Source organism: Arenibaculum pallidiluteum (assembly GCF_017355985.1).
In the GTDB taxonomy this organism is placed as follows: domain Bacteria; phylum Pseudomonadota; class Alphaproteobacteria; order Azospirillales; family Azospirillaceae; genus Arenibaculum; species Arenibaculum pallidiluteum.
In genome coordinates, this window is sequence record NZ_JAFIQU010000020.1 from 57,996 (window position 1) to 84,668 (window position 26,673).

Sequence of the window (26,673 nt, forward strand, 5' to 3'; positions counted from 1 at the left end):
CAGGTCTAGGCTCGCCGCGGCCGTTGAGGAGGCATCTGTGGACCAGCGTTACGACGTGGTGATCGTCGGCGGGGGCGCCATCGGCAGCGCCGTCGCCTATTTCCTGGCGGCCGAGAAGGGATTCGGCGGCTCGGTGGCGGTGATCGAGCGCGACCCCAGCTATGCCGGCGCGTCCTCCGCCCTCTCGGCGAGCTCGATCCGGCAGCAGTTCTCGACGCCCGGCAACATCGCCATGTCGCGCTTCGGGCTGGAGTTCCTGAAGTCCGACGCCCTGGCGCTGGACGGTGAGACGCCGGACCTGGGCCTGCGCGAGGACGGTTATCTCTATCTCGCGACCGCGGCCGGCCGCGGCGTGCTGGAGCGCAACCACGCGGTCCAGCGCGCGGCAGGCGCCGATGTCGCGCTGCTGGAGCCGGCGGCGCTGGCTGACAGGTTTCCCTGGATCTCGACCGAGGGGGTCGCGCTGGCCTCTCTGGGCCTGTCGGGAGAGGGCTGGTTCGATGGCTACGGCCTGCTGCAGGCGTTCCGCCGCAAGGCGCGGGCGCTGGGCGTCGACTACCTGACCGCCGAGGCCGTGGGCATCGAGCGCGAGCGCGGCCGCGTCGCCGCGGTGCGGCTGGCCGACGGCCGGCGGATCGGCTGCGGCACGCTGGTGAACGCCGCCGGGCCCCATGCCCGGGCCGTGGCCGCCATGGCGGGGCTGGAGCTGCCGGTCGCGCCGCGTCGGCGCTCGGTCTTCGTCTTCGAATGCCGCGACGCGCTGCCGGGCTGCCCGCTGGTGATCGACACCAGCGGCGTCTGGTTCCGGCCCGAGGGCACCCGCTTCATCTGCGGGACCAGCCCGGCCGAGGGCGAGCCCGACCCCGACACCACCGACCTCACCGTCGAGCACCAGCAGTTCGAGGAGGTGCTGTGGCCGGCTCTGGCGGCGCGGGTGCCGGCCTTCGAGGCCGTGCGCCAGTCGGGCGCCTGGGCGGGCCTGTACGAGATGAACACCTTCGACCACAACGCGGTGCTGGGGCCGCATCCCGAGCTGCCGAACTTCCTGTTCGCCAACGGCTTCAGCGGCCACGGCCTGCAGCAGTCGCCGGCAGCCGGCCGCGCCATCGCCGAGCTGGTCGCCTTCGGCGCGTACAGGACCCTGGACCTCCGCGAGTTCGGCTGGGAGCGCCTGCGCGAGAACCGCCCGATCCTGGAGCTGAACGTGATCTGACCGAATTCGCGGGCTGAAATACCGGGCCTTTGGAACGAATCCCCGCAAACTGCGTTTCGGCAGCGACCCACAGGAACAAAGGGAAGGGGGCTGCATCATGGACCGCAACGAACGCATCGCCGCGCGCGCCTACGCGATCTGGGAGAAGGAGGGCCGGCCCGAGGGCCGTGACGTCGAGCACTGGCATCGCGCCGCCGACGAGATCGCGGCCGAGGAGCGGTCCGCCTCCGGCCTGCTGAAGCCCATCACCCGCAAGGTGAAGGCCACCATCGAGGAGGTCGCCTCCGCCGCCATCCAGACAGCCGCGACGGCCGCCTCGAAGGGCATCCACGCCGCTGCCGGGGTGGTCGAGGAAGCCCTTCTGCCCAAGCGCGGCCGCACCCCGCGCGCGGCGAAGCCTGCGACGTCCCCCGCCACGTCCGGCGCTGCCAAGCCCGGCGACACCAAGCCCGGCAGCACAAGGCCTGCTGCCGCCAAGCCCGCTGCCGCCAAACCCGCTGCCACCAAACCTGCCGCAGAGCCGGCCCCGGCCAGGGCCCGCACGGGCCGCAAGCCCGCCGCCGGCCCTGCTGCCGCGCCGGCCGCCGCCGCGGCGCAGGACACGGCCAAGGGCGCTCCGGCGCAGGACGCCGCGAAGAAGCGCGGCCGCGCCAAGGCCGACGTGACCTGGACGCCCGAGGACATCGGCAAGACCGCCGCGGGCGGCCGCAAGCGCCGCGGCTCCGTCGCCATCCACTGAGCCCGACGGGGAGATCCCGTCCGGGATCTCCCCGTCGCCCCCGGCGGCGGCCGCTCCTGCGCCGGACGGTGGGTCTGGACCTGGGGCCGGCCGTGACCCACACTCCTTCCCGGCACAGGCGGGAAGGAGGCATGGATGCTCGGGACCCTGCACGCTCTGCGATGCTCCCTGGCGGGGGCCATGGCAGGGTGCCTCGCGCGCCTCGTGCCGGCCGCGGCGGGCGCCTGGCTCCTCTTGCCAGCCGTGGCGCAGGCCATCTGCCTTCCGGTGGCCGACCTGCCGCTGCCCCAGCGCTACGCGGCCCTGGAGGGCCCCGCGCCGCTGCCACTGCCGGCGGGAACGCGCCTCGCGCAGGCGCAGGGCGGGGTACGCATCACCTTCGTCGGCCACGCCAGCTTCCTGATCGAGAGCCCGGCCGGCGTGCGGGCGGTGACGGACTACAACGGCGTGCACCGGCCGCCGGGGATGCCCGACATCGTCACCATGAACAACGCCCACTCGACGCACCACACGGACCGTCTGGACCGCGGCATCCGGCACGTGCTGCGCGGCTGGAGCATCGAGCCCGGCAAGCCCAGCCTGCACGATGTCACCGAGCAGGACGTGCGGGTGCGCAACATCCCCACCAACGTGCGCGACTGGTCCGGGGACACGCGCTATGCCGGCAACTCCATCTTCGTCTTCGAGGTCGCGGGGCTGTGCATCGCCCATCTCGGCCACCTGCATCACGACCTGACGGAAGAGCACCTGGCGGCGCTGGGCCAGATCGACGTGCTGATGGTGCCGGTGGATGGCGGCTTCACGATGGCGCAGGAGTTCATGCTGGAGGTGATCCGGCAGATCCGGCCCGCCGTGGTGATGCCCATGCACTATTTCTCGCGCGATCGGCTGCAGCGTTTCCTGGACATGGTGGGCGAAGAGTTCCCGGCCCGGGTGCTGGACACTCCCACCATCGTGCTGAGCCGCCAGACCCTGCCCTGGAAGCAGACCATCGTGCTGCCGGGGCCGCATTGAAATGAAGATGCGGCCGGGACCACATTGACGCGGGAGTGAGAAAGGGCTGGGTACGGGGCGCGACGACGTGGCCATCGACATCCACCGCATCCTGGTTCGCAAGCAGGAGCGCGACTCGGCGCGGCTCGACGACTTCCTGTTCCGGCAGCGCGCCCGTTCGATCCGCATCCTGGCGGAATGGGCCCGCGGGCGGGCGCCCGAGGCGGCCATCGATCCCCGGGCCTTCGCGGCGCAGATCGCCGACAGGCGCGATGCCGAGCTGCTGGCTGAGCTGCGCGCCCTGGTGCCGCCGGAACGCGCCACCGAGCGGGCCTTCATGCGCGCTTTCGAGCGCGCCCGCTCCCAGGCCTACCGCGAGCTCGTCGAGGAGCTCGGCGATCCCACGCCCTGGACCCTGGCCTGAGGCATCCCTGGGCGCGGCGGGTCGCCGTTGACCTCCCGCAGGAAATCGACCAGGGCGCGAACGGCCGGCGGGGTGTTGCGCTGCCGGGGGTAGTAGAGGTGCCAGCCGGAAAAGCCCGGTGAATGCTCCTCCAGCACGGGGACGAGCCGCCCGTCCTCCAGGAGCGGGCGCAGCCAGCGCTCGGACCAGTAGACGAAGGCGATGCCAACGCCCTGCACCGCCGCTTCGAGCGCCGCGTCGCGGTGCGAGACGATCAGCGGTCCCTCGACCGCGACCGAGATCCAGCGGCCGTCCTGCTGGAATTCCCAGTTGTAGAGCTTCCTGCTGCCGGGCTTGCGCCAATTGATGCAGCGGTGGGCATGCAGATCGGCCGGCGTCCGCGGCCGGCCGTGGCGCGCGAGATAGTCCGGCGAGGCCACGGCGATCTGCCGGACCTCGCCCCCGAGCCGGACGGCGACCATGTCCTTCTCCAGCAGCTCGCCCAGGGTGATGCCGACATCGAAGCCGCCCTCGACGATGTCGATCACGGCATCGTCCAGCGCAAGCTCCAGCACGATGTCGGGGTAACGCTCCCGGAACCGGCCGAGATGCGGCTCGACCAGGGCGGCGGAGGCCGGGCGCGGCAGATGCAGGCGGACGGTGCCGGCCGGCGTGCTGCGGAGATTGGCGACATCGGCGACAGCCGCCTCCATCTCCTGCATGGCGGGCTTGAAGCGTGCCAGCAGGCGCCCACCCGCCTCGGTCAACGAGAGGCTGCGGGTCGTGCGGTTCAGCAGCCGCACGCCCAGCCGCTCCTCCAGCCCGCGGATGGTCTGGCTGAGCGTCGAGGGGGAGATCCTGAGCTGCTCTGCCGCCCGGGCGAAGCTTCCCAACTCTGCGACCATCGCGAAGGCCCGCAGGTCCGCATATTCGTGGCCACGCATTCTATCGCCGAATCCAATGAGGTTGTTCGGATCATAGGCGATAGTTCAAGGAATGACGCCCCTCTACCGTTTCACCCGTTGGGCCGGTGCGCATCCGGAGCCGGACATCGAGACGAGGAGAGAAAGATCGCGATGAGCGGAACCGACGGCAGAGTCTTCCTGATCACGGGCGTGAACTCGGGCTTCGGCCGCGCCTTCGCCGAGGCGGCGCTGGGTGCCGGGCACCGCGTCGCCGGCACGGTGCGGAACGAGGCCGCGCGGCGGGAGTTCGCCGCGATTGAGCCCGGCCGCGCCTCGGCCGTCCTTCTGGACGTGACCGACACGGCAGCCATCGGCCCGGCGATCGTCGCGGCGGAACGGGAGCTCGGTCCCGTCGACGTGCTCGTGAACAACGCCGGCTACGGCCATGAGGGCGTGCTGGAGGAATCCCCGCTGGAGGAGATGCGGCGGCAGTTCGAGGTCAACGTCTTCGGGGCCGTGGCCATGATCAAGGCGGTGCTGCCCGGCATGCGCGCGCGGCGGCGCGGCCATATCGTGAACATCACCTCGATGGGCGGCTTCATCACGATGCCGGGCATCGCTTATTACTGCGGCAGCAAGTTCGCGCTGGAGGGCATCTCCGAGGTTCTCGCCAAGGAAGTCGCCGGCTTCGGCATCAAGGTCACGGCCATCGCGCCGGGCTCGTTCCGAACCGATTGGGCCGGCCGCTCCATGGTCCGGACAGGCCGCAGCATCGCCGAGTACGACGCGCTGTTCGATCCCATCCGCAAGGCGCGCGAGGAGAAGAGCGGCCGCCAGGCCGGCGATCCCGCGAAGGCCGCGCAGGCGCTGCTCCGGATTGTCGAGGCCGAGGATCCGCCCATGCACCTGCTGCTGGGCAGTGACGCGCTGGCCCTGGTGCGCCAGAAGATCGACGCGCTGAGCGCCGAGATCGCGGCCTGGGAGGAGGTGACGCGCTCGACCGACTTCTGAGTCGCCGGCATACGGAATGGGACGACCGGTTCGGCCGTCGCGTATCGTCGACTTGTCGGGAGAAAACTGGAGCGGGCGAAGGGATTCGAACCCTCGACCCCAACCTTGGCAAGGTTGTGCTCTACCCCTGAGCTACGCCCGCATCCGGCGGCCGGTCCGGGTGGTGACCGGCGGTGAGCGGGGACTATACGCATCCCGGAACCGATTGCAAGGGAGGATTTCCCGGCGCGCCGGGGCCCTTCCGCGGGCCGGCCGGGCAGGCTATAAACCCGCGCCATGGACGACCAGACCCGGGAACCCGACACCAGGCCCACCAACGCGCCCGAGATCGGGGATGCGTCGCCGCCGACCTCGCCCGAGGCGCTGCTGGCCTATCTCGACTCGCTCGGGATCGAGACCGAGACGATCGCGCACAGGCCGCTCTTCACGGTCGAGGAGAGCCGCGAGATGCATGCCCTGATCCCCGGGGCGCACTGCAAGAACCTGTTCCTGAAGGACAAGAAGGACCAGCTCTGGCTGGTGGTGGCGCTGGCCGACACGGCCGTCGACCTGAAGCGGCTGGACAAGCGCATCGGCGCGGCCCGGCTGTCCTTCGGCCGGCCGGACCTGCTGTGGGAGGCGCTGGGCGTGCGGCCCGGCTCGGTCACCCCCTTCGCGCTGGTCAACGACCGAGCGGGGCGCGTTCGCGTGGTGCTCGAGCGGGCCATGGTCGCCGAGCCCTTGCTGAATTACCATCCGCTGGTCAACACGCGCTCGACCGTGATCCGGAGCGAGGACCTCGTGCGCTTCGTCCGGGCCACGGGCCACGAGCCGCTGATCGCTGATCTGCATTAGCCCCGCGGCGGGGCCGTCCGGCATGCGGACGCCCGCCCGGGCCGCGTGCTTGCCGAGTGGCGGGCCAGCCTCCATCTAAACTGCGAGCGGAAACGGGAAAACCCATGCAGCCCATCTTCAACAGCCAGCCTTCCGGCAACGGCGCCGGAGCCGACCTCGTGAAGGATGGCTCCGACCGCACCTTCATGGCCGACGTCATCGAGGCCTCGCGCACCGTCCCCGTGATCGTCGATTTCTGGGCGACCTGGTGCGGCCCCTGCAAGCAGCTCGGCCCGATCCTGGAAAAGGTCGTGAAGGGCGCCAAGGGCGCCGTCCGGCTCGTCAAGATCGACGTGGATAAGAGCCCGCAGATCGCGGGCCAGCTCCGCGTCCAGTCGATCCCCGCGGTCTACGCCTTCTACCAGGGCCGCCCGGTGGACGCCTTCATGGGCGCCCTGCCCGAGAGCCAGGTGAAGACCTGGGTCGACCGGCTGATCCAGATCGCCGGCGGCGCCGGCGCCGAGGGGGACGGGCTGGAGGAGGCGCTGGACGCCGCCCGCCAGGCGCTGGAGGAGGGCGACGCCGAATCCGCAGCCGCGATCTATTCCGAGATCCTGCAGGCCGAGCCCGAGAACGCCGCGGCCTATGCCGGCCTGGCCCGTGCCCTGATCGCCCTGGACCGCGCCGACGACGCCCGCCAGATGCTTGACCGGGCGCCCGAGGCGATCGCCAAGGACAAGGATCTGGCGGCGGTGCGCACGCAGCTCGAACTGGCCGAGCAGAGCCGGCAGGCAGGCCCGATCCCCGAGCTGATGGAGAAGGTCGCGCGCGCGCCCGACGACCATCAGGCGCGCTTCGACCTGGCCATGGCGCTCTATGCCCTGAACAAGCGCGAGGCCGCGGTGGACGAGCTGCTGGAGCTGGTGCGGCGCGACCGCGAGTGGAACGAGCAGGCTGCGCGCAAGCAGCTCGTGAAGTTCTTCGAGGCCTTCGGTCCCACCGACAAGCTGACCATCAACGCGCGGCGGCGGCTGTCCTCCCTGCTGTTCGCCTGACCGCCATGGGCGCCAGCGCGTTCGACCTGCGATTCGGGGAGCTGCCCGGCACGCTGCCGGTCTTCCCGCTCTCGGGCGTGCTGCTGCTGCCGCGCGCCCGGCTGCCGCTGAACATCTTCGAGCCGCGCTACCTCGCCATGACGCGCGAGGCGCTGGCCTCGCCCACCCGGCTGATCGGCATGATCCAGCCGTCCGAGGATATCCCGAAGCGCGACCCGCCGCTGTTCGGCTGCGGCTGCGCGGGCCGAATCGTCAGCTTCTCGGAGACCGATGACGGCCGCTACCTGATCACCCTGCTGGGCGTCAGCCGGTTCCGCGTGCGCGGGGAGCTGGACAGGCAGCCCGGCGGGTTCCGGGCCGTCACCCCCGACTGGGAGCAGTTCCGGAGCGACCTGGAGGCCGAGGACGCGGCCTTCGACCGGGGCCGGCTGGTCGAGGGGCTGAAGGCCTATTTCCGCCGCCACGGCATCTCGGCCGATTGGAGCACCATCGAGAAGACTCCCTCGGAGCGGCTGATCAACTCGCTCTCGATGATCTGCCCCTTCGAGCCCAACGAGAAGCAGGCGCTTCTGGAGGCACAGACCCTGGGCGAGCGGGCCGGGCTCCTGACCGCGCTGGTCGAGATGGCCGTGCTGCGGCCGGACGACGGTGATAGCCTGCCGCCTCAGTGAGCGGCCCGAACGAAACGGCGCGAACGAGGCGGCCCGCGTGACGGGGCCAGCCGAGACCCATCGGAGGATCGATGCCATGACCGAACCCGGCCGGACCGAGGACCAAGCGACGCCGCCGAGCGGCGCGCGGGTCGACCCCAAGCTGCTGGAGATCCTGGTCTGCCCGCTGACAAAGGGCCCCCTGCGCTACGATGCCGAGCACCAGGAGCTGATCAGCGACCGCGCGCACTTGGCCTATCCCATCCGCGACGGCGTGCCGATCATGCTGGTGGACGAGGCGCGCCGCCTGGACGGCGAGGCGCGGGACGCAAGACCATGACCGACGACGGGACGGAGAACAGGAACCGGCTGGAGCCCCAGCAGGAGGAGCGCCGGACCGTTCCGCGCTGGCCGGTGGAGATCCGGCTGCGCCAGGCCGAGAAGCGCCTGGAGGTGGATTTCGACGACGGCAGGAGCTTCTCCTTCCCGGCCGAGCTGCTGCGCGTCGAGAGCCCCTCGGCCGAGGTCCAGGGTCACGGGCCCGGACAGAAGCAGATCGTCGCCGGACGCAGCCAGGTCGGGATCCTGGCGGTCGAGCCGGTCGGCAACTACGCGATCCGGATCCGGTTCGACGACCTGCACGACACCGGGATCTTCTCGTGGCGCTATCTCTACGAGCTAGGCGAGCGGCAGGACGAGATCTGGGCGACCTACCTGCGCGAGCTCGAAGCTCGCGGCCTGTCCCGCGACCCGCGCCGCGGCGGCCCCGTCTTCCCGGGCCGGGGATCCGGCTGCGGCTGAGGCCGGTGGGTGGTTCGGAGCGCGCCGCCGTCACGACAATGGCGGCCGGCGCCGTATTCAGACGCTTCGCGGCTGCTCGACATCAGGAGCGGTCTTGGGACCGCCAGGGGGACCGCCAGGGGGATTTGCCTCCATTCTCGGGGTCAATTGAGCCCCGGCAGAACGAAGTCGTTCAGCACGACGCCGGGCAGCCCTCCCTCCTGGGGCTGGTTATAGCGGCCAGCGGCGATGACCACGACGAGGTCGAGACCCGGTACGATGAAGAGCCGCTGGCCGCCATTGCCGAAGCCGGCGATCACGCGTTCGCCACCAGGCAACGCGCTCAGCCACCAATGGTAGCCGTAGCGCATCTTTCCCCCGATCTCGGCATGCGGCGAATGCGACGCCTGGAGCCAAGCCTCTGAAACGATGCGGCGTCCGTCCCAGGTTCCACCGTTCAGCACCAACTGTCCGATCTTGGCGAGATCCCGGGGTCGCATCCTAAGCCCAGAGGCGGCCGCCGGCTCTCCATCCGCGCCTTCGACCCACTCGACGTCCTCGATCCCGAGCGGTCCGAACAGCTTCTCGCGAGCGTAGGACAGCAGCGGCTTGCCGGCCCCCATTGCGATCAGCCGCCCCAGGAGCGCAGTGGCACCGCCATTGTAGGCCCAGCGTTCTCCAGGCGAGTCCTTCATCGGACGGTCGAGGATGTAGCGATAGCGATCGGGAGCAAGCTCCATGGCGATCTCGCTGTTGCGCGGATCGGTGTATGGCAGCTCCTCGCTCCAATCGAGGCCGATCGTCATCGTCAGGACGTGTTCGATCGTGATGGCGCGCTTGGCTTCGGCCTCCAAGACGTCGGGATACTTCCGGAATTGCTCGAGGAGCCGCGCATCGAGCGGCGGGACGAGCCGCTCCTCGAGCGCTATTCCGTAGAGGAGGCCCACGACGCTCTTCGAGACCGAGCGCAGATCGTGCTTGAGGTCGGCGCGATGCTCGACCACCCCGAGAGCCTGACCCCAGCGCTCGTCGGCGCCAGGGTAGTAGCGCTCGATACGCAGCTTGCCGTGACGAATGACCACGACGCCGTGCAGGCCGGCGAGGGTCCCGTCGGCGAAGGCCGCATCGAGCCGATCGCCGAGCGTCGCGTCGAAACCGGCCTCGGCCAGCGGGCCGGTCTCCCAGTCGTGGTGCGGCCCGGCGGCAGCGCCGCCGCTCAGTGACAGCATGACGAGGGCCGACATGACCCAGGCAACGCACCACTTCGCCATCCAGACCTCCCCCAGCGGACATTCCGGATCCTGTTCCCGGTCATGCTCCCGATTCGGACATCTCCCCCACCGACTTGATCAAGACTAGCAGCACGGCGACGTGGAAGGTGAGGCCAAACCAGGAGAACACCAGGTCTCCTCATGGCCGGAGTCTCGGCATTGCAGGCCGCGTCGACATCACGACGGATCGCCGCACTCCGCCGCGCCGACAGCTCGGTTGCATCCGTAGCCCGATCGGCTCCTCGATCAAATCGAGCTGCAACCGAAGCCCCCGACAATCCTCCGACAACAGGAGCGGACGAGGACCGCAGCGGTCCTTGCCCGATCGGATCGGTTCATCGGGGTTGAACGAACACATGAGAAGCATCGCAGTGGGCGCACTCGCCCTCCTTCTGTCCGGACCGGCGGGTGCCGCCGAGGACCCGGTGAAACGGGGCGAGTACCTGTCCAGGATCATGGACTGCACCGGGTGTCACACGCCGGGGGGCCTGACGGGCAAGCCGGAGGCGGATCGGTATCTGTCCGGATCGGAGCTCGGCCTCGCGATCCCGGACCTCGGCGTCTTCTATCCCCCCAACCTGACACCCGACGACGAGACGGGCCTCGGGACCTGGAGCGAAGCCGACATCGTCAGGGCGCTCAGGACGGGAACGCGCCCCAATGGCCGGATCCTCGCGCCGGTCATGCCCTGGGTGTCCTACGCATCGCTGACCGATGGCGACGCGGCGGCGATCGCGGCCTACCTGAAGAGCCTGCCCGCGGTGAGCCACCGCGTGCCGCCCCCGCTCGGGCCGAAGGAGCAGCCGCGGACACCCTATCTGGGCGTCGTCGTGCCATAGGAGGGACAGCGTCTAGGACGCCCGGACCGCCGCAGGGACGATGGCCAGGGCCGCGCCGATCGCCGCGGCAGCGATGGCATCGCTGCCGGGAAGGCCGGGCTCGAAGGACGCGATGGTCATGGCCGCGACGGGGGCGTGACCGCGCACCACGCCGAGACAGGCCATGAGGTCCTCCGTGCCCAGCCCGCCGGGCGCCGCGTAGGCGTTGGCCTGTCCGACGGCGGTGTCGAGGCAGTCCAGGTCGAGATGGATGTGAAGGCGCGCACGGTCCGTCCCGTGCAGCGCCGCCCGCAGGCCGCCGGCGAAATCGGGGCGCTGCCCCGCCGCCAACGTCGAAGTCGGCGTCGCCCCGAGGACGGCCCGGATTCCGTGCGCCTCGACCTTCTCGCGCTGGCCGGGCTCGAAGTCGCGGATTCCGCAATAGACCAGCCGGCGGGGATCGAGCGGGCGGAAGCCGGGGATCGTCGCGGCCAGCCGGCGCCAGCACTGGCCGGCCAGCGTGGCGACGCCCATCCCGTCGAAATAGCCGCTGAGATGCTCGTCCGGGGTGTCGAAATCGGGATGCGCGTCGAACCACACGACGCCCGTCCCGGGATCGCCGAGCCCGGCATGGACGCCGACGCTGGCATTGCAGTTTCCGGCGAGCACCAGCGGGAAGCGGCGCGCCGCCCGGGCCGCCGACACGACCGCGGCCACATGGCGCTTTACCGCGAAGCTGCGGCCGATCTCGCCCTCGTGCTCCTCGACCGGCGGGATCTCGACGATCTCGACCCTGGCGCCGCGGGCGCGCAGGGCCTCGGCCAGCCCGGCGCGCATGAGGTGGCCGGGCCCGCGGCCGACGCGGCATTCGCGCCGGCCGGCGTGATAGGGCGCAAGGACGACGGTCACCCCCGCCGCAGACGGCGCCGCATCGCCGTCCGGATCGTCCCTTCCGTGTTTCGGTTCCATGAAATCTCTCGAATCCCCGGGCTCGGAAATTGCCGCGCGGCGCGGGCCGGGGCATGATCCCGCCAACAACGGGACCCAGGGAGACCTCACGCCATGACGACCGAACGCGATTCCAGCCGCGAGACCCAGCGCGCCGCCAAGGCCTTCACGCGCCGCACGGTGCTGCGCGCGGGCGCGGCGGCGGGTGCCATCGCCGCCGCCGGCCCCTGGTACGTGCGAAACGCGCTGGCCTCCTCGGGCGAGGTCCGGATCTTCGCCTGGGCCGGCTACTTCAGCGACGAGATCCTGGCGCAGTTCCAGAAGGATACGGGCATCAAGCCGGTCTACGTGCCCTTCGCCACCAACGACGAGCAGCTGAACCAGCTCCGCGCCTCGGGCGGCGAGGGCTTCGACATCATCATGCCGACCGTCGACCGCGTGCCGAACTACCTGGAGCTCGGCTACCTGCAGCCGCTGGACGAGAAGAAGGTCCAGATGGACCGGATCCTGCCCTCGGCCATCCAGGGCTCGGCCGAGACCGGCGGCGTCGCCGAGGGCCGGCGCTACTTCGCGCCGACCCATTGGGGCACCGAGGCCATCGCCTTCGACCGCAAGAAGGCCCCGCTGAAGTACGGCGCGTCGTTCGGCGACCTCTGGAAGCCCGAATACGCCGGCAAGGTCACGCTGCGCGGCCATTCGGGCCTGGCGGGGATCGGCCGCTGGCTCGAGGCCCAGGGCAAGCTGCCCCAGCCCTTCCGCAAGGCCTTCACCGACGAGGCCGCCATGCGGGCGAACTGGGACGAGATCCTGAAGGTCGCGATCGCCAACAAGAAGAGCGTGGGCCAGTTCTGGAGCTCGGCCAACGAGGCGCTGGGCGCTTTCCAGGCCAATGGCTGCGTGATCGGCCAGAACTGGGACGAGACCGCGGTGGCGCTGCGCGACCAGGGCCTCGACATCGGCTACATCGCTCCGGCCGAGGGCGCCTTCGCCTGGATGGAGGGCTACTGCCTCCTGAACAAGGCCCGCAACGTCGAGCAGGCCTATGCCTGGATCAACCACTTCCTGAAGCCGCAGGTCGGCGCCACCTTCGCGGCCTCGAAGGGCACCAACGCCGTCGCCCTGGGCGCCGAGCAGCACCTGCCGGAGAAGGCCAAGACCTTCTTCGCCGAGGCCTTCCCGGGCGATGCCCTGCAGAAGCTCTGGTGGTGGCCGGTCCAGCCGTCGTGGTACGTCTCGCTCCGGAACGAGTACACCGACAAGTACCTCGCGGCCTGAGGGGCTGCGGAGGGGCCCCGCTCCCTGCGGAGCCGGGGCCCCTCGCGGACCGGAATCCCATGAGCCAGGGTATCGATCTCGAAGGCGTCACTATGCGCTTCGGCGCCGTCGCGGCCGTGGACGGCGTCGACCTGTCCATCGCCGCGGGCGAGTTCTTCAGCTTCCTCGGACCCTCGGGCTGCGGGAAGACGACGCTGCTGCGCCTGATCTCGGGCTTCGAGGAGCCCACCGCAGGCACCGTTCGCATCGGCGGGCGCGACATGCGCGGCATGGGCCCGAACCGCCGGCCGACGGCTCTGATCTTCCAGAACCTGGCGCTGTTCCCGCTGATGACCGTGGCGGAGAACATCGGCTTCGGGCTGGAGGTTCGCGGGCTGCGCGCGGCCGAGCGGCGGGCCAGGGTGGAGCGGCTGCTGGAGCTGGTGGCGCTGCCCGGGCTGGGCGGGCGGCGCGTATCGGAACTGTCGGGCGGCCAGCGCCAGCGGGTCGCCATCGCACGTGCCCTGGCGGTCGAGCCGCAGGTGCTACTGCTGGACGAGCCGCTCTCGGCGCTGGACCTGAAGCTGCGCCAGCACATGCGTGCGGAGCTGAAGGCGATCCAGCGGCGCACCGGGATCACCTTCATCTACATCACGCACGACCAGGGCGAGGCCCTGACCATGTCGGACCGGATCGGCGTGATGAACCGAGGCCGGCTGGAGCAGGTCGGCGACGGCCGAACCCTGTACGACGCGCCCGAGACGCCCTTCGTCGCCAGCTTCCTCGGCGAGAGCAACCGCTTCGCCGGCACGGTGGCGCTGGCGCAGGACGGGATGGCGGCGCTCGACACCGCCTGGGGCCGGCTGGTCGGGCGCAATCCGCGGGGCCTCGCGCCGGGCGAGGCCGCCGCCCTCTTCGTGCGGCCCGAACGGCTTCGGGCCGGCGCCGGCGCCAACCAGGTGGAAGCCCGCGTCCTGCGCCAGGACTTCGAAGGTGCCTTCGTGACCACACTGCTGGAGAACGCCGCGGGCGGGCAGGTCACGGTCCAGACGCCCCATTCCGGCGACGAGCCGGCGCTGACGCCGGGCGAGGTCGCACGGCTGGGCTTCGCGCCCGCCCATGCCACCGTGCTGCCCGACGCGCCGGGGGACCGCCCGTGACGGCGTGCCGGTCCGGCCGGGCTCGCCGCGCCGCGGGCGAGGGCCGCCCCGGACCGCGCCGGCATCGGGAGCCGCGCCCGCCGATCCTGCGTCCCCCGTTCCCGCGTCCCAGGAACCCGCGCCCTGTCCAAGGGGTTGAGGTGGAGACACCTTTGGATTCCTGGAGCACGGATTATGCAATCTGGCGACGCCCTTTGGCTGTTCGGAACCATCGGCGGAGCCCTGATCCTGGGCCTCGCCTTCCTTTACGGTCTGTCGCGCAACCGGCGGCTGCGCAACCCGCCGGCCTCGGAGGCCGGGAACGGCCTGCAGCCCAACCGCCTGTCGCGGGACCAGCCGACCGCGGTCCGCGTGGGCTCGCGGGAGGGGGTGGTCAGCCCCATCCTGGCGATCTCGCTCGGCCTGGTGGTCGTCGCCATGATCCTCGCCTTCGTTTTCGCGGTCTGAGGAGGGACGGCGCGGCCGCGCCGCGCATGTCCCCGCGGAGCGCCGCATGAGGGCGGCGCTCCGCCATTACGGGCCGGTGCTGACGGCGGCGATCACGGCACTGACGGCGTTCTGGATCGTCGTGCTGATCGTGCTGCCGCAGCTTCTGATGGTGGACTTCTCGTTCCGGCCCATGCTTCCGCCGTCCAAGCTCGGCGGCCCGGAGGACGTCCACACCCTCCGCAACTACGCCACGCTGTGGGGCAACACCGTCCATCGCGGGATCTTCCTGCAGACCATCTGGGCCAGTGCGCTGGTGACACTGTCGACCCTGGCTGTCTGCTATCCCGTCGCCTTCTACATGGCCCAGGTCGCACCGCGGCGGCGATTGGCCACGCTGATGCTGCTGCTGGTGATTCCCTTCTGGATCAACGAGCTGCTGCGCACCTTCGCCTGGTATGTGATCCTGGCCTATAACGGGCCGCTGAATGCCGTGCTGATGACGCTCGGCCTCATCGACGAGCCGCAGCGCTGGCTTGGAACGCCCGGGGCGGTGATCCTGGGCATGGTGTACGTGTACGTCCTGTTCATGGTCTTCCCGATCTACAACGCGATCGAGACGCTGGACCGCGCGCAGATCGAGGCGGCCCGCGACCTGGGCGCGTCCTGGCCGCGCATCCACTGGCGCGTCGTGGTTCCCCATGCCCGGCCCGGCATCGCCGTGGGCTGCGTGATGACCTTCATGCTGGCGGCCGGCAGCTACGCCGTGCCCGCGATCCTGGGCGGCCCGAGCAGCCGCTGGTTCACCGAGATCATCTACAACTGGTTCTTCGAGGGCGGGAACTGGAACCAGGGTGCGGCCTACGCCTTCATCCTCCTGGTCCTGTGCGTGGGCTTCATCCTGCTGATGATGCGCCTGTTCCGGGTCGGCATCGGGGAGATGGCGAAGTGACGGCCCCCGCCGATGCACGGGCAGCCGACGCACAAGCAGCCGATGCACGGACGGCCGACGCACGGACGGCGGCGGACCTGCCCGGGCGCGCCGCGGCAGCCGTGCCGGCCCACGGCGCGGTGCCGGCCGGGGACCGCCTGGCCCGCGGCCTGCTGGGCCTGTGGATGGTCGCCTTCTTCGCGTACCTGTTCCTGCCGCTGGCGGTGATGGCCGCGGCGACCTTCAACACCAGCCGCTTCCCGACGGTTACGCCGTGGCTGGGCTTCACGCTGGACTGGTTCGGCGTGCTGTTCCGGGACGCCCAGCTCTGGCGCGCGCTGTGGACGAGCCTCGCCGTCGCGGTGGGCGTCGTCGCACTGGCGGTCCCGACCGGGCTCGCCGCGGCGCTGCTGCTGTGGCGGCTGCATGGCCGGGCACGCACGCTGCTCTATGCGGTGATGGTGTCGCCTCTGCTGACGCCTGGCGTGATCATCGGCATCTCGACGCTGATCTTCTGGGACCGCTGGCTCGACGTGCGCGGGGGGATCTTCCTGACCGTGATGGCCCAGTCCAGCTTCATCGCGGCCTATGCCATGCTGCTGGTGACGGCCCGGCTGCAGCGCTTCGACCCCGCGCAGGAGGAGGCCGCGCTCGACCTCGGGGCCACGCATCTTCAGACCTTCCGGCGCATCACCCTGCCCTACCTGATGCCCTCCGTGCTGTCGGCGGCATTCCTGGCCTTCCTGCAGAGCTTCGAGAACTACAACACCACGATCTTCGTGCGCGGGCTGGACACGACGCTGACGGTCTACATCGCGTCCAAGGTCCGCACCGGCCTGACGCCCGCGGTCAACGCCCTGTCTCTGATCCTGATCGCGCTGACCGTCCTGGGTGCCGTCGCCTACGAGATCGCGCGCCGCCGCCGCAGGGCCTGAGCCGCCCCCGCCGCCCCCGCCAGTGACGCGGCGCCGGCGGCCTCAGGGCAGCCGCGCCAGCCGCTCCACAAGCAGGTCACAGAAGCCCGCCCGGTCGACAGCATTCAGGACCAGCGCATTGGCTGGCCTGTGTGTCACTCCCCACCAGTCCGCGACGGACATGCCGGCTGTCAGCGGGGATTCGGTCTCGACCTCCAGGTTGACGTGCCGGCCCGCGAAGAGCCCGGGTGCCAGCAGCCAGGCGATCACGCAGGGGTCGTGCAGGGCCACGCCCTCGGCCCCGTAGCGCTCGACCGAGTAGCGCCGGGGCCGGTCCATCAGCCCCGCGACCGCCGCCCCGGCCCGGTTCCCCAGGCCGCGCAGCCGCGCCAGCTCGGCGGGGCCGATCAGCGCCCGGTGCGTCACGTCCAGGGGCACGAGCGTGACCGCCGCCCCGCTCGCCATGACCGCAGCCGCGGCATGCGGGTCGGCCAGGAAGTTGTACTCGGCCGCGGGGCTCGCATTGCCGCCGCGAAAGACGCTGCCGCCCATCACGACGACCTCGCGCAGGCGCGCGGCCAACCCGGGATCCCGGGCGAGGGCCAGGGCGAGGTTGGTCAGCGGCCCCAGGCAGCACAGGGTCAGGCCGCCCGGTCCCGTGGCGTTCGCTGCGGCCAGGATGGCGTCGACCGCGTGGCCGGGGGCCGGCGGCTGCGCAGGCTCGGGCAGGACGAGGCCTTCGAGCCCCGTGCGGCCGTGGATGTGCTCGGCCGTTTCGGGCGGGCGGCGCAGCGGAGCCGCCGCGCCGGCATGGACCGGGATGTCGGGCCGCCCGCAGAAGGACAGCACGGCGCGGGCGTTCCGCTCGGTCAGGGCCAGGGCGACGTTGCCGGCGACGGCCGTGACGGCCGCGATGGAGAGCTCGTCCGGCGAGGCGCAGGCCAGCATCAGGGCGACGGCGTCGTCCTGCCCGGGATCGGTGTCGATCAGGATGCGGCGGGGAAGGGAGCCGGGGGGCAGGGGTGTGGATGGCATCGCGCGACACTACACGCCGGCGGCGCGGCTTGTCGTCCCGCGGCTTGTTCCTTGGGCGCGCACGGAGTATGCCTAGAGCGGGTCGGGCTTCGCAGTGAAGCGCGAGCCACTCTCAACCTGCCGTGGTGGGGCGGATTCCCGCGATCGGGTGTCGACACCAGACCGCGATCCGCTCCGGGCAGTTCCGCAGCCGGGCCGCACCGTGCAGGGCATCGCCTTCTTCGATTTCGACGGCACGCTGGTCAAGGGCGACAGCCTGCTGCCATTCCTGGGCGAGCTGGCCGGACGCCGCCGCGTGCGCTGGGCGCTGGCGCGGGCGGTCAAGGCCGCGGTGCGCCAGCCGCGCAGCCCCGCGGTGCCCGACCTGCGCACGGCGGTGAAGGCCTCGCTCCTGCACCAGCTCCTGGCGGGCGTGCGGATGGAGGAGGCGCAGGCGGCGGCGCGGCGGCTGGCGGCTTGGCCGCGATGGAACCGGCGGGTGCTCGATCACCTCAGGCGCCATAAGGACGCGGGCCGGCGCGTCGTGGTCGCGACCGGCGCGCTGGAGCTCTACATGCCCGAGCTGCTGGCGGAGCTGGAGGTCGATGCGCTGCTCGCCACCGGGCTGGAATGCGTCGACGGGGTGCTGACCGGGCGCATGCAGGGCGGCAACTGCGTGCGCGCCACCAAGGCGCACCGGGTCGCCGCCTATCTGCACGAGCACGGTCCCTTCGGGGAGAGCTGGGGCTACGGAAACCGGCCCTCGGACCTGCCCATGCTGGCGCTGCTGAAGCACAGGACGGTGATATGAGCCAGGAAGCCCGACAGGCGCGCGCATCGGACCCGGAATCGCTGGCCCGGCGCTTCGTCCGCGACGGCTTCCTGGTCATCGAGCGCTTCGCCGACGAGGCGGCCTGCGACGCGCTGCGCGCGCGCATGGCCGAGCTGGTCGCGGACTTCGATCCAGCGGGCCTCGCCTCGGTCTTCTCGTCGCGGAACCAGGATGCGACCTTCGACCGCTACATCCTGGAATCCGGCGACAAGGTGCGCTTCTTCTTCGAGGAGGACGCCTTCGATGCCGAGGGACGCCTGACGCGCGCCAAGGAGCTCGCCATCAACAAGGTCGGGCACGCGCTGCACGACCTCGACCCCGTCTTCGACCGCTTCTCGCGCGACCCGCGGCTGGCCACCATCGCCGCCGCGGCCGGGCTGCGCGACCCGCGGCTGCTGCAGTCCATGTACATCTTTAAGCAGCCCTTCGTCGGCGGCGAGGTGTCGCCCCATCAGGATGCCACCTACCTCTACACCGAGCCGGTCAGCGTCACCGGCTTCTGGTTCGCGCTGGAGGATGCGAGGGCCGAGAACGGGTGCCTGTGGGCCCTGCCCGGCGGGCACCGCGGCCCGCTGCGGCGCCGCTTCCGGCGCCGGCCCGAAGGGGGCGTCGGCCATGACGAGCTCGACGCGGCGCCCTGGCCCGAGGAGGGCTGGATCCCGCTTGAGGCGCCCAAGGGCACGCTGGTCGTGCTGCACGGGCTGCTGCCGCACCGGAGCGCGCCGAACCGCTCGCCGCACTCGCGCCAGGCCTACACGCTCCATGCGGTCGACGGATCGGCAGCCTATCCCGCCGACAACTGGCTGCAGCGCCGCCCGGACCTGCCCCTGCGCGGCTTCGCCTGAGGCCGGCCCGGCGCCGCCCGCTCATGCCCGGCTCCAAGCCCGACCGGCTCCGCCACGTCCTGGTGCTGTCGCTCGCGGTGCTGGCCGCGGCGGCGGCGGGCGAGCTGCTGGTCCCGCCGGGCGTGCCGGCGCCGATCCGCGCGGTGCTGCCCGCGCTGGTGGCCGGCCTGCTGGCCTGGGTGCTCCTGGGCCGGCGTGCCGCCGGACCGGCGGAGACGCAAGCGCCCGCCGGATCGTCGCATGAGTCCCCCCCGGAGATGACTCTGGAGGTGCTGGCCGCGGCGGAGCCCGTTCCAGCCTTCCCGCCCCTCCAGGCCGTCCTGGACGCACTGCCCTTTCCGGTAGCGCTGCTCGATGCGCAGGACCGCGCGCTGGCAGCGAATGCCGCGGCCGAGGCCATGCTTCCCGCCCTGTCCGGGCTGGCCGGGACGGGGCGCGAAGAGGGCGAGCAGGGCGAGGTCGCGGGACCGGACGCGCGCATGTTCAGGATCCTGCGGCGGGAGCTTACCGGAGGCGGGTACCTGGCCTGCGGGATCGAGGTGACCGACCTGAAGCATGCCCAGGCGGCGCTCGCCGAGGCGCGCGGCGACAGGGCGCGGGCGCGCCGGTCCGCCGCCGCCGCGGATCGCGTGAAGGCCGAGTTCCTGGCCATGATCAGCCACGAGGTGCGCACGCCGCTGAACGCGGTGCTCGGGATGGTCGGGCTTCTGCTCGACACGCCGATGACGCCCGAGCAGCGGAGCTTCGCCCAGACCGCGCGCGATGCCGGGGAAGCGCTGCTGATGATCCTGAACGACATGCTGGATGCGGCGCGGCTGGAGGCCGGCCGCCTGACACTCGAGCCCGGACCCTTCGACTTGGTGGAGCTGGTGGAGAGCGTCGCCGGGCTGCTCGGCGCGCAGGCGGCGGCCAAGGGGATCGACCTCGTCTGCTGCGTTCCGGCCGGGGTGCCGCGCGCGCTGACCGGCGATGCCGGCCGCCTGCGGCAGATCCTGCTGAACCTCGGCGGCAACGCGGTCAAGTTCACCGAGCGCGGCGCGGTGGCGCTGACCGTCGGCGAGATGCCGGGCGAGGCTGGCATGGCCCGGCTGCGCTTCGAGGTCGAGGATACCGGGATCGGCATCCGGCCCGAGCACCGGGACAAGCTGTTCGGCGACTTCAGCCAGGCGGAGGCGGGGCTTGCGCGGCGCCATGGCGGCATGGGGCTGGGGCTGGCGATCGCCCGGCGCCTGACGGCGCTGTTGGGCGGGCGCATTGGGTTCGAAAGCCGCCCGGGCGAGGGCAGCCTGTTCTGGCTGGAGCTGGACCTGCCGCGGCGCGGCCGGAAGGACCGCCAGGCGGCGATGCCGCCGGGCAGCCGGGTCCTTCTGGTGTCGCCGACGGCGCTGGTCCGGCGGACGCTGTCCACCTTGCTGGGCTCCTGGGGGGCCAGCGTCTCGGCCGCCCCGTCGAGCGAGGAGGCGCTGGCGGCCGCCGGGATCGCCGCCGCCGGCGGGCGGCCCTTCGACGTGGCGCTGGCGGACGAGGGGGCGCTGCCGACGGCCGGCGTGCGCGACGACCTGAGCGAGGGACTGCGTGCCCTGTCGGTCGGGCGGCTGGTGCTGATGACGGTGATCGACCGGCGGGCCGACGGCCCGCCCGCGGGCTTCGCCGCCACGCTGTCCAAGCCCGTGCGCCAGGCGGCGCTGCTCGCGGCGCTCAGCGGCACCGCCGCCCCCGAGGCGCCAGCGCCGCCGACGGGCGCGGGGCGGCGCCTGCTGGTCGTCGAGGACAGCGCAGCCAACCAGCTCTTCGCGGCGGCCGTCCTCCGCAAGGCCGGCTACCGGGTCGACGTGGCCTCCAACGGCGTGGAGGCGGTGGAGGCCGTGCGCAAGGTGCCCTATGATCTCGTGCTGATGGACGTCGCCATGCCGGAGATGGACGGGTATGGCGCCGCACGCGCGATCCGGGCGCTGCCGCCGCCCCTGGGGCGGCTGCGGATCGTCGCGATGACCGCCGGTGCGCTGGAAGGCGACCGCGAGCGCTGCCTGGAGGCCGGCATGGACGATTATCTCGCGAAACCCGTAGGCACGCGGCAGCTTCTCGACACGGTGCAACGCTGGCTGCCCGAGACGCCCCGGGCCGAGGACGGGCTGGTCGACGGCGCCGTGCTGGCGCAGCTCGCAGCCGACCTGGACCCGCAGGTCGTTGCCGACCTGACGGAAGCCTTCCTGCGCGAGGCCGAGGCGCGCGTGCACGCCATGGCGGCCGCCGGCGCGGAGGGTGACTTCGGCCTGCTGGCGCGCGAGGCGCACAGCCTGAAGAGCAGCGCCGGCACTTTCGGCGCGGCCGGGCTGGCGGACTCCGCCCGCGAGATCGAGCGCGCCTGCAAGGGCGCCGAGACGGACCGCGCCGCCGCGCTCGCCGCAGCGCTGCCGGAACTCGGCCGCAGGACGGCCGAGGCCATGCGCGGCATCCATCCGGCGGCATAGCGGCTCCGGCGGCGCAGGGGAGCCTGGCGCCCTTGGGGTGCCGGGCGTCCGGGTTCGCGACAGATAGTTGCGCAAGCGTGACGACCGTCACTGGCCGGCGGGCCGGGCTGTGGCCATATAGGCGCGCTCCCATCCCCCTTCCTTCCGGAAAAGCCATGAAGCAGGGTCCCGATGCCGTCCGGCGCGGCAGCATGCTGACGTTGTATGCGGCCCTGTGGCGCTATGCCGCCGGCAGCCGGCACCTGGTCGTCGCCTTCTTCGCCATGCTGGCGCTGGCCCAGGCGGCGCGCCTGCTGGTGCCCTACTTCTTCGGCTCGGCCGTCAACCACCTGCAGGACACGCGCGCCCAGGACATCGCCGGGGCCGCCACGGCGCTGGGGCTGATGCTGGCGGCGGGCGTCGGCGCCTGGCTGCTGCACGGCCCAGGCCGGGTGCTGGAGCGCTTTACCTCGCTGCGGATCCGCGAGCGCTTCGCCGATACCGTCTACGGCAAGCTGATGCGCCTGCCCATGCAGTGGCACGAGACCCATCATTCCGGCGAAACCATCAGCCGGGTCGGCAAGGCCAATGCCGCGCTCTCGGGCTTCTCGCAGAACCAGTACACCTACCTGCAGAACGCGGTCGGCCTGTTCGGTCCGCTCGGGGCGCTGGCGCTGATCTCGCTGCCGGTGGCCGGCGCCGCCGTCCTGGCCTATGCCCTGGTCGGGCTGGTGGTGCTGCGGCTGGACCGCACCATGGCGCGGCTGATCGAGGCCGAGAACCGGGCCGAGCGCCGCTACGCCGCCGAGATGGTCGATGGGCTCGGCAATGTCGGCACAGTGCTGACCCTGCGCCTGGGCGATGCGATGCGGGGCGCGCTCGCCGCCCGGCTGCACGAGGTCTTCGCGCCACTGCGCCGGAACATCGTCGTGAACGAGGCCAAGTGGTGCACGATCGAGCTGCTCGGCCAGGTGCTGCGCGTGCTGCTGGTCGGCTTCTACGGCTGGCTGGCCTGGCGGCAGGACGGGCTGATCCTGGTCGGGACGGCGGTGATGGTGCACCAGTACGCCCAGCAGATCGGCGACGTGGTCGGGGCGCTGGCGAACCAGTGGCAGGATATGGTGCGCAACGGGACCGACCTGGCCGGGGCCGACGAGATCCTGGAGGCGCAGGAGCGGCGCGGGGCCGCCGTCGCCGCCCCGGCGGCATGGCGCGAGATCCGGGTCGAGGGGCTGGCCTTCCGTCATCCCAACGGCCGGGGTACCGCGCCGACCCTGGACGCGGTCGATTTCGCGATCCGGCGCGGCGAGCGCGTGGCGCTGGTCGGCGAGAGCGGATCCGGCAAGAGCTCGCTGATGCGGGTGCTGGCCGGCCTCTACGAGGCCGACCGGGCCTCCTTCCGCGTCGACGGGCAGCCGGTCGAGGGGCTTTCGGACCTCGCGGCCGTGACAACGCTGATCCCGCAGGACCCCGAGATCTTCGAGAACACGCTGGCCTACAACCTGACCATGGGCCTCGAGCATTCGGAGGAGGAGGTGCTGCGCGCGGCCGAGCTCGCCTGCCTGACCCCCGTTCTGTCGATGATGCCGGCGGGGCTGCGGACCCCCGTGGTCGAGCGCGGCGGCAACCTGTCCGGCGGGCAGAAGCAGCGCCTGGCCCTGGCGCGCGGCATCCTGGCCGCGCGCCGGAGCTCGATCCTGATGCTGGACGAGCCCACCAGCAGCCTGGACCCCGGCACCGAGGCGCAGGTCTATGACAACCTGATGGCCGATTTCCCGGATGCCGCCATCGTCTCGTCGATCCATCGCCTGCACCTGCTGCCGCGCTTCGACCGCATCGTGCTAATGGAGAAGGGCCGAATCCTCGACCAGGGCACGTTGCGCGAACTGCTGCAGCGCCAGGAGGGCTTCCGCACCCTGTGGCGGAAGGCCGCCGGTGCGGAGACGGCGCAGGGCGAGGCCGCGAACGCGGCCTGAGGGGAAGGATCCGCGGGCGGGGGCCGGTTGGCCCCCGCCGGGAGCTCAGTCCGCGGCGAGCACGCGGCGCGCGATGCCGCCCACCAGCTCGGGCAGAACCTCGAAGGCGTAGGGCGCGTGCAGGCGCTCCAGCGGCGTGTGGTAATCGCGGCCCCAGGGTCCGGCATTCACGATGGGCACCCCGCCGAGGGCCGGCCCCTCGGGCCAGGGGATCCCCGCGCCCCAGGCGGGGGTGTTCCCGGCGACGGCCGCGATCGCACCCTCGTCCGCCTGGCCGAGGAAACTCATGTCCGAGATGCCGGGGAAGTAGCGCAGCGTGCGGATCGACGTGCCACGGCGGCCTGCGACCTCCGCCGCGGCCTCGCGGGCAGCCGCCTCGAGCCGCCGGCCATCCTCGCCGAGGAGGCGCGTCGGCAGGTAGGGCATCGATGCGAAGCCGAGCACGACCGCAGGCCCCGACAGGCCGGAAAGGTCCCAGGTCCGCTCGGTGAGCACGCGGCACTGCTCCGGAAGGTCCAGGCCGCGGGACACGGCGTCGGCCGCGGCCTCGGCCAGGATGCCGGCGGCGCCGGGCACGCGCGCCTCGGCCCGGCGCCGGAGATCGGCATAGGTCATCACCGCGACCGGCAGCGGCGCCCCAGCCTGTTCCGCGGCCTGCGCCCCGAGCGCCGCCGCGCTGCGCGCGCCGAGCCGGTCGACGAGCCCCGCGACCGAGGCGCCGGCCAGGCGTTCCAGGATCGACATGATCTCTTCAGGGCCGCGGTCCTGGACCATCAGGTTCCAGAACATCCAGACCCGCTCCGGGGTCGTGACGTCGTAGCCGCGCTTGCCGTCCTTCATGCCCAGCAGGGAGAAGCCCGCCGTGACCTCGTCCTCGGTGCGCTCGGACAGCTCGGGCGCCCATTCCAGGTCGGCAGCTAGCGCGCCGGCGATGGCCCCGGCCCCGAGCCCGCGATAGGCGTCCGAGGCATGCACGGCGCGGCCGACCACCAGGGCGCTTGGCAGCAGCTTCCCGATCGTTCCGAGGGCGACCGCCCGGCCGATGGTGCCGTCGCCGTCGTCGACCAGCGCGTCCAGGTTGATCGCCGCAGCGATCTCGAGCCCGAGGCGGCTTGCGATGCCGGCCAGGGCCGGCGCCGCGGCGCGCGCCCCGGCGGAGTTCACCTCCTCGTCGGGGACGGCGAGGAACAGCAGGTTGCCCTGGCGGGCGGGATCCCGCGCCGCCTCCTCCAGCACCGCGATGCCGGCGGCCAGGCCCGACTTCATGTCGAGCAGCCCGCGCCCGGGCAGGAAGTCCGGCCCGGCGAGATCGCCCAGGGCCCTTCGCTCGGCATCCGTCGTGGCCGAGGCAGCCAGCCGCGCCGCCAGGGCGGGCTTCAGTTCGTGGGGCCGGCAGGCCAAGGGCGCCAGGTCGCCGTAATCCTCGACATGGACGGTGTCGAAATGCCCCGTCAGCACCACGGTGCGCGGGCCGCTTCCGCGCAGCAGGGCGCAGACGCAGGCGCGGCCCTCGGGCACGCCTGGCACCGGCAGGGTCCAGACATCGCCGGCACGCCCGGCGAAGGCGGGGCTGGCCCGCAGCATCGCGGCCAGGCGGTCGGCGAAGCCGGCCTCGTCCGGCGTCCCGGTCACGCTCGGGATCTCGGTCAGGGCGATCGCCCACCGGGCGGCGGGCGGAACGGCGTCGGCGGTCATGATATGGTCCGGTCTGGCTGCGGTGATCCCGCAGTCTGGGCCGGCGGCGGCGCCGGTTCAAGCCGCCGACGCCAAGGGCCGGTCAGCACCGGTCAGGCCACTCCCGGTCAGGCCCGGCCCTCGGCCTCCCAGGACAGGCGCTTGCGGTAGATCGTCGAGACGCTGATCCCGAGAAGATGCGCGGCGCGCGGAATGTTGCCGTCGCAGGCGGCGATGGCACTCTCGATCGCTTCCTTCTCGACGATCCAGAGCGGCCTCACGGGCTGAGGCTGCGGTGCCGCGGCCGCACGCGGCTGCACCGGCGCCGCGCAGCGCTCGGACAGGGGTGGGGGAAGCATGGCGGGCGAGACTGTCTCGTCGTCGTGCAGCACCACGATGTTGCGCAGCACGTTCTGGAGCTGGCGGACATTGCCGGGCCAGGGATAGGCCCGGATGATCGCCTCCACCATGGAATCGAAGCGCTTGAAGCGCTTGCCCTCCTCGCGGGCGTAGTCGACCAGGAAGTTGCGCGCGATCAGCACCACGTCGTCCTCGCGCTCGCGCAGGGGCGGCAGGTGCAGCGGGATCACGTGGAGCCGGTAGTAAAGATCCTCGCGGAAGCGCCCTTCCTCGACCTCTTTCAGCGGGTCGCGGTTGGTCGCGCAGACGATGCGCAGATCCACTTTCTCGAGCCGCGTTCCCCCGACCTTCTGGAAGGTCCCGGTCTGGATGAAGCGCAGCAGCTTGGTCTGGAGGTTGGGCTCCAGCTCGCAGATCTCGTCCAGGAAAAGCGTGCCGCCGTCGGCTCGTCCGGCCGCACCCTCGCGGTCGGAGGTGGCCCCGGTGAAGGCGCCCTTCACATGGCCGAAGATCTCGCTCTCCATCAGGTCCTTTGGGATCGCCCCGCAGTTGATGGCGACGAAAGGCCCGTCGCGGCGCGGGCTCTGGCGGTGGATGGCCTCGGCGCAGACCTCCTTGCCGGTGCCGGATTCGCCGGTGATGAAGACCGTGGCGCGCGAGCCCGCGGCGCTGTCGATGATCCGGTAAACCGCCTGCATGGCGAGCGAGGAGCCGATGAAGCCGTGGTATCGCTCGCGCCCGAGATCGTCGGCGAACCGGTCGACGATCTGTGCCAGGCGCCGGTGCTCGAGCGCATTGCGGACCGTGATCAGCAGCCGGTCCGCAGTGAAGGGCTTCACGATGAAGTCGTAGGCGCCGTAGCGCATCGCCTCGACCGCCAGGTTCACCGAGGCATGGGCGGTGATCACCACGGTGGCGACGGGGATCGCCTGCTCGTGGATGTCCCGCAGGATCTCCATCCCGTTGATGTCGGGAAGGTTCAGGTCCAGGAGCAGGAGCTGGGGCGGACGCTCGCGCAGGGCAGCCAGGGCAGCGCGCCCGGTCTCGGCCGTCTGGGCGGCGATGCCGTCCTTCTTCAGGTATTCGGCGTAGACGCGCGCAAGGGACGGCGTGTCTTCGACCAGCAGGACCGAGGCGTCGGAGATGATGCTCCCCATGGGCGCAGGTGGATGGGCTGGCTGGCGGGCCACGGCCCGCAGGCGGGGGCCCGCGGCCGTCCCGGCTGCGCCGGGTGCGGC

26 protein-coding genes and 1 tRNA gene are annotated in these 26,673 nt (G+C 71.8%); 20 read left to right on the top strand and 7 right to left on the bottom strand.

Annotated elements, in window-relative coordinates:
• Positions 1-37: 37 nt before the first annotated feature.
• The 4 genes from JUB13_RS26895 to JUB13_RS26910 all read left to right on the top strand — a co-directional run bounded on the left by JUB13_RS26895 (position 38) and on the right by JUB13_RS26910 (position 3,369).
• On the top strand, positions 38-1,213 hold the full coding sequence (locus JUB13_RS26895) for an NAD(P)/FAD-dependent oxidoreductase (RefSeq protein WP_207484723.1): 1,176 nt from the start codon (positions 38-40) through the stop codon (positions 1,211-1,213).
• A 97-nt stretch (positions 1,214-1,310) separates the two neighbouring features.
• Complete coding sequence (locus JUB13_RS31635; protein WP_236025250.1) at positions 1,311-1,952, top strand: DUF2934 domain-containing protein; 642 nt, start codon at positions 1,311-1,313, stop codon at positions 1,950-1,952.
• Positions 1,953-2,087: 135 nt separating this feature from the next.
• A complete protein-coding gene (locus tag JUB13_RS26905; protein ID WP_207484726.1) occupies positions 2,088-2,966 on the top strand; it encodes an MBL fold metallo-hydrolase in 879 nt (292 codons plus the stop codon).
• Positions 2,967-3,033: 67 nt separating this feature from the next.
• The gene (locus JUB13_RS26910; protein ID WP_207484728.1) at positions 3,034-3,369 is read left to right on the top strand and encodes a hypothetical protein; all 336 of its coding nucleotides are present in this window, start codon (positions 3,034-3,036) and stop codon (positions 3,367-3,369) included.
• Here JUB13_RS26910 and JUB13_RS26915 read toward each other — a convergent pair.
• Positions 3,315-4,292 carry a LysR family transcriptional regulator gene (locus JUB13_RS26915; protein WP_207484730.1) on the bottom strand — a complete coding sequence of 326 codons (978 nt, stop codon included), beginning with the start codon at positions 4,290-4,292 and terminating at the stop codon, positions 3,315-3,317. The two genes, JUB13_RS26910 and JUB13_RS26915, sit on opposite strands and share 55 nt — an antisense overlap.
• A gap of 132 nt (positions 4,293-4,424) precedes the next feature.
• On the opposite strand from JUB13_RS26915, the gene JUB13_RS26920 reads away from it, so the two are divergent.
• The gene (locus JUB13_RS26920; RefSeq protein ID WP_207484732.1) at positions 4,425-5,264 is read left to right on the top strand and encodes an oxidoreductase; all 840 of its coding nucleotides are present in this window, start codon (positions 4,425-4,427) and stop codon (positions 5,262-5,264) included.
• A gap of 67 nt (positions 5,265-5,331) precedes the next feature.
• On the opposite strand, the gene JUB13_RS26925 is transcribed toward JUB13_RS26920, so the two are convergent.
• Positions 5,332-5,406 (bottom strand) — tRNA-Gly (locus tag JUB13_RS26925).
• Between the two features lie 134 nt (positions 5,407-5,540).
• On the opposite strand from JUB13_RS26925, the gene JUB13_RS26930 reads away from it, so the two are divergent.
• The 5 genes from JUB13_RS26930 to JUB13_RS26950 all read left to right on the top strand — a co-directional run bounded on the left by JUB13_RS26930 (position 5,541) and on the right by JUB13_RS26950 (position 8,583).
• The gene (locus tag JUB13_RS26930) at positions 5,541-6,098 is read left to right on the top strand and encodes a prolyl-tRNA synthetase associated domain-containing protein (RefSeq protein ID WP_207484734.1); all 558 of its coding nucleotides are present in this window, start codon (positions 5,541-5,543) and stop codon (positions 6,096-6,098) included.
• A gap of 104 nt (positions 6,099-6,202) precedes the next feature.
• Positions 6,203-7,132, top strand: a complete 930-nt coding sequence (locus JUB13_RS26935; protein ID WP_207484736.1) for a thioredoxin family protein — start codon at positions 6,203-6,205, stop codon at positions 7,130-7,132.
• A gap of 5 nt (positions 7,133-7,137) precedes the next feature.
• A complete protein-coding gene (locus tag JUB13_RS26940) occupies positions 7,138-7,803 on the top strand; it encodes an LON peptidase substrate-binding domain-containing protein (RefSeq protein ID WP_207484740.1) in 666 nt (221 codons plus the stop codon).
• Between the two features lie 76 nt (positions 7,804-7,879).
• The gene (locus tag JUB13_RS26945; RefSeq protein WP_207484743.1) at positions 7,880-8,122 is read left to right on the top strand and encodes a Trm112 family protein; all 243 of its coding nucleotides are present in this window, start codon (positions 7,880-7,882) and stop codon (positions 8,120-8,122) included.
• Positions 8,119-8,583: a gamma-butyrobetaine hydroxylase-like domain-containing protein gene (locus tag JUB13_RS26950; RefSeq protein ID WP_207484746.1), complete on the top strand. Its 465-nt coding sequence runs from the start codon at positions 8,119-8,121 to the stop codon at positions 8,581-8,583. The genes JUB13_RS26945 and JUB13_RS26950 overlap by 4 nt, the downstream gene beginning before the upstream one ends.
• 143 nt (positions 8,584-8,726) lie before the next feature.
• On the opposite strand, the gene JUB13_RS26955 is transcribed toward JUB13_RS26950, so the two are convergent.
• Entirely contained in the window at positions 8,727-9,833 is a 1,107-nt protein-coding gene (locus JUB13_RS26955) for a serine hydrolase domain-containing protein (protein ID WP_207484750.1), read from the bottom strand.
• A 356-nt stretch (positions 9,834-10,189) separates the two neighbouring features.
• Here JUB13_RS26955 and JUB13_RS26960 point away from each other — a divergent pair, with 356 nt between their 5' ends.
• Entirely contained in the window at positions 10,190-10,672 is a 483-nt protein-coding gene (locus tag JUB13_RS26960; protein ID WP_207484752.1) for a c-type cytochrome, read from the top strand.
• Between the two features lie 12 nt (positions 10,673-10,684).
• Here JUB13_RS26960 and JUB13_RS26965 read toward each other — a convergent pair whose 3' ends face one another.
• Positions 10,685-11,620, bottom strand: coding sequence for an arginase family protein (locus JUB13_RS26965; RefSeq protein WP_207484755.1), 936 nt, complete (start codon positions 11,618-11,620; stop codon positions 10,685-10,687).
• A 93-nt stretch (positions 11,621-11,713) separates the two neighbouring features.
• On the opposite strand from JUB13_RS26965, the gene JUB13_RS26970 reads away from it, so the two are divergent.
• The 5 genes from JUB13_RS26970 to JUB13_RS26990 all read left to right on the top strand — a co-directional run bounded on the left by JUB13_RS26970 (position 11,714) and on the right by JUB13_RS26990 (position 16,305).
• Positions 11,714-12,874, top strand: coding sequence for an extracellular solute-binding protein (locus JUB13_RS26970; protein WP_207484758.1), 1,161 nt, complete (start codon positions 11,714-11,716; stop codon positions 12,872-12,874).
• Positions 12,875-12,933: 59 nt separating this feature from the next.
• A complete protein-coding gene (locus tag JUB13_RS26975) occupies positions 12,934-14,013 on the top strand; it encodes an ABC transporter ATP-binding protein (RefSeq protein WP_207484761.1) in 1,080 nt (359 codons plus the stop codon).
• Between the two features lie 174 nt (positions 14,014-14,187).
• A complete protein-coding gene (locus JUB13_RS26980) occupies positions 14,188-14,460 on the top strand; it encodes a hypothetical protein (protein ID WP_207484763.1) in 273 nt (90 codons plus the stop codon).
• Between the two features lie 46 nt (positions 14,461-14,506).
• On the top strand, positions 14,507-15,391 hold the full coding sequence (locus JUB13_RS26985) for an ABC transporter permease (RefSeq protein WP_207484766.1): 885 nt from the start codon (positions 14,507-14,509) through the stop codon (positions 15,389-15,391).
• Entirely contained in the window at positions 15,388-16,305 is a 918-nt protein-coding gene (locus JUB13_RS26990; RefSeq protein WP_328703033.1) for an ABC transporter permease, read from the top strand. The genes JUB13_RS26985 and JUB13_RS26990 overlap by 4 nt, the downstream gene beginning before the upstream one ends.
• Before the next feature lie 42 nt (positions 16,306-16,347).
• Here JUB13_RS26990 and JUB13_RS26995 read toward each other — a convergent pair whose 3' ends face one another.
• Positions 16,348-17,319: a nucleoside hydrolase gene (locus JUB13_RS26995; protein WP_207484768.1), complete on the bottom strand. Its 972-nt coding sequence runs from the start codon at positions 17,317-17,319 to the stop codon at positions 16,348-16,350.
• Positions 17,320-17,467: 148 nt separating this feature from the next.
• Between JUB13_RS26995 and JUB13_RS27000 the strand changes: the two genes are divergently transcribed.
• The 4 genes from JUB13_RS27000 (at position 17,468) to JUB13_RS27015 (ending at position 23,401) form a co-directional block, all read left to right on the top strand.
• Positions 17,468-18,109 carry an HAD-IB family hydrolase gene (locus tag JUB13_RS27000; RefSeq protein WP_207484770.1) on the top strand — a complete coding sequence of 214 codons (642 nt, stop codon included), beginning with the start codon at positions 17,468-17,470 and terminating at the stop codon, positions 18,107-18,109.
• On the top strand, positions 18,106-18,975 hold the full coding sequence (locus tag JUB13_RS27005) for a phytanoyl-CoA dioxygenase family protein (RefSeq protein ID WP_207484772.1): 870 nt from the start codon (positions 18,106-18,108) through the stop codon (positions 18,973-18,975). The genes JUB13_RS27000 and JUB13_RS27005 overlap by 4 nt, the downstream gene beginning before the upstream one ends.
• 23 nt (positions 18,976-18,998) lie before the next feature.
• Entirely contained in the window at positions 18,999-21,446 is a 2,448-nt protein-coding gene (locus tag JUB13_RS27010) for a hybrid sensor histidine kinase/response regulator (protein ID WP_207484774.1), read from the top strand.
• Positions 21,447-21,601: 155 nt separating this feature from the next.
• Positions 21,602-23,401: an ABC transporter ATP-binding protein gene (locus JUB13_RS27015; protein ID WP_207484776.1), complete on the top strand. Its 1,800-nt coding sequence runs from the start codon at positions 21,602-21,604 to the stop codon at positions 23,399-23,401.
• A gap of 45 nt (positions 23,402-23,446) precedes the next feature.
• Here the strand turns inward: JUB13_RS27015 and JUB13_RS27020 are convergent, their stop codons facing one another.
• Together JUB13_RS27020 and JUB13_RS27025 are read right to left on the bottom strand one after the other, a co-directional pair.
• Positions 23,447-25,096, bottom strand: coding sequence for a M20/M25/M40 family metallo-hydrolase (locus tag JUB13_RS27020; protein WP_207484778.1), 1,650 nt, complete (start codon positions 25,094-25,096; stop codon positions 23,447-23,449).
• A 107-nt stretch (positions 25,097-25,203) separates the two neighbouring features.
• Positions 25,204-26,592: a sigma-54-dependent transcriptional regulator gene (locus tag JUB13_RS27025; protein ID WP_207484780.1), complete on the bottom strand. Its 1,389-nt coding sequence runs from the start codon at positions 26,590-26,592 to the stop codon at positions 25,204-25,206.
• Positions 26,593-26,673: the final 81 nt, after the last annotated feature.

What these genes read in the sequence shown, in the direction of transcription:
- JUB13_RS26940 (WP_207484740.1), top strand. Translation starts at nt 7,138, where the DNA reads ATGGGCGCCAGCGCGTTCGACCTGCGATTCGGGGAGCTGCCCGGCACG.
- JUB13_RS26975 (WP_207484761.1), top strand. Translation starts at nt 12,934, where the DNA reads ATGAGCCAGGGTATCGATCTCGAAGGCGTCACTATGCGCTTCGGCGCC.
- JUB13_RS26930 (WP_207484734.1), top strand. Translation starts at nt 5,541, where the DNA reads ATGGACGACCAGACCCGGGAACCCGACACCAGGCCCACCAACGCGCCC.
- JUB13_RS26995 (WP_207484768.1), bottom strand. Translation starts at nt 17,319, where the DNA reads ATGCCATCCACACCCCTGCCCCCCGGCTCCCTTCCCCGCCGCATCCTG.
- JUB13_RS26965 (WP_207484755.1), bottom strand. Translation starts at nt 11,620, where the DNA reads ATGGAACCGAAACACGGAAGGGACGATCCGGACGGCGATGCGGCGCCG.
- JUB13_RS26980 (WP_207484763.1), top strand. Translation starts at nt 14,188, where the DNA reads ATGCAATCTGGCGACGCCCTTTGGCTGTTCGGAACCATCGGCGGAGCC.
- JUB13_RS26905 (WP_207484726.1), top strand. Translation starts at nt 2,088, where the DNA reads ATGCTCGGGACCCTGCACGCTCTGCGATGCTCCCTGGCGGGGGCCATG.
- JUB13_RS26935 (WP_207484736.1), top strand. Translation starts at nt 6,203, where the DNA reads ATGCAGCCCATCTTCAACAGCCAGCCTTCCGGCAACGGCGCCGGAGCC.
- JUB13_RS27020 (WP_207484778.1), bottom strand. Translation starts at nt 25,096, where the DNA reads ATGACCGCCGACGCCGTTCCGCCCGCCGCCCGGTGGGCGATCGCCCTG.
- JUB13_RS26960 (WP_207484752.1), top strand. Translation starts at nt 10,190, where the DNA reads ATGAGAAGCATCGCAGTGGGCGCACTCGCCCTCCTTCTGTCCGGACCG.
- JUB13_RS27025 (WP_207484780.1), bottom strand. Translation starts at nt 26,592, where the DNA reads ATGGGGAGCATCATCTCCGACGCCTCGGTCCTGCTGGTCGAAGACACG.
- JUB13_RS31635 (WP_236025250.1), top strand. Translation starts at nt 1,311, where the DNA reads ATGGACCGCAACGAACGCATCGCCGCGCGCGCCTACGCGATCTGGGAG.
- JUB13_RS26950 (WP_207484746.1), top strand. Translation starts at nt 8,119, where the DNA reads ATGACCGACGACGGGACGGAGAACAGGAACCGGCTGGAGCCCCAGCAG.
- JUB13_RS26970 (WP_207484758.1), top strand. Translation starts at nt 11,714, where the DNA reads ATGACGACCGAACGCGATTCCAGCCGCGAGACCCAGCGCGCCGCCAAG.
- JUB13_RS27010 (WP_207484774.1), top strand. Translation starts at nt 18,999, where the DNA reads ATGCCCGGCTCCAAGCCCGACCGGCTCCGCCACGTCCTGGTGCTGTCG.
- JUB13_RS27005 (WP_207484772.1), top strand. Translation starts at nt 18,106, where the DNA reads ATGAGCCAGGAAGCCCGACAGGCGCGCGCATCGGACCCGGAATCGCTG.
- JUB13_RS26915 (WP_207484730.1), bottom strand. Translation starts at nt 4,292, where the DNA reads ATGCGTGGCCACGAATATGCGGACCTGCGGGCCTTCGCGATGGTCGCA.
- JUB13_RS27015 (WP_207484776.1), top strand. Translation starts at nt 21,602, where the DNA reads ATGAAGCAGGGTCCCGATGCCGTCCGGCGCGGCAGCATGCTGACGTTG.
- JUB13_RS26920 (WP_207484732.1), top strand. Translation starts at nt 4,425, where the DNA reads ATGAGCGGAACCGACGGCAGAGTCTTCCTGATCACGGGCGTGAACTCG.
- JUB13_RS26955 (WP_207484750.1), bottom strand. Translation starts at nt 9,833, where the DNA reads ATGGCGAAGTGGTGCGTTGCCTGGGTCATGTCGGCCCTCGTCATGCTG.
- JUB13_RS26945 (WP_207484743.1), top strand. Translation starts at nt 7,880, where the DNA reads ATGACCGAACCCGGCCGGACCGAGGACCAAGCGACGCCGCCGAGCGGC.
- JUB13_RS26985 (WP_207484766.1), top strand. Translation starts at nt 14,507, where the DNA reads ATGAGGGCGGCGCTCCGCCATTACGGGCCGGTGCTGACGGCGGCGATC.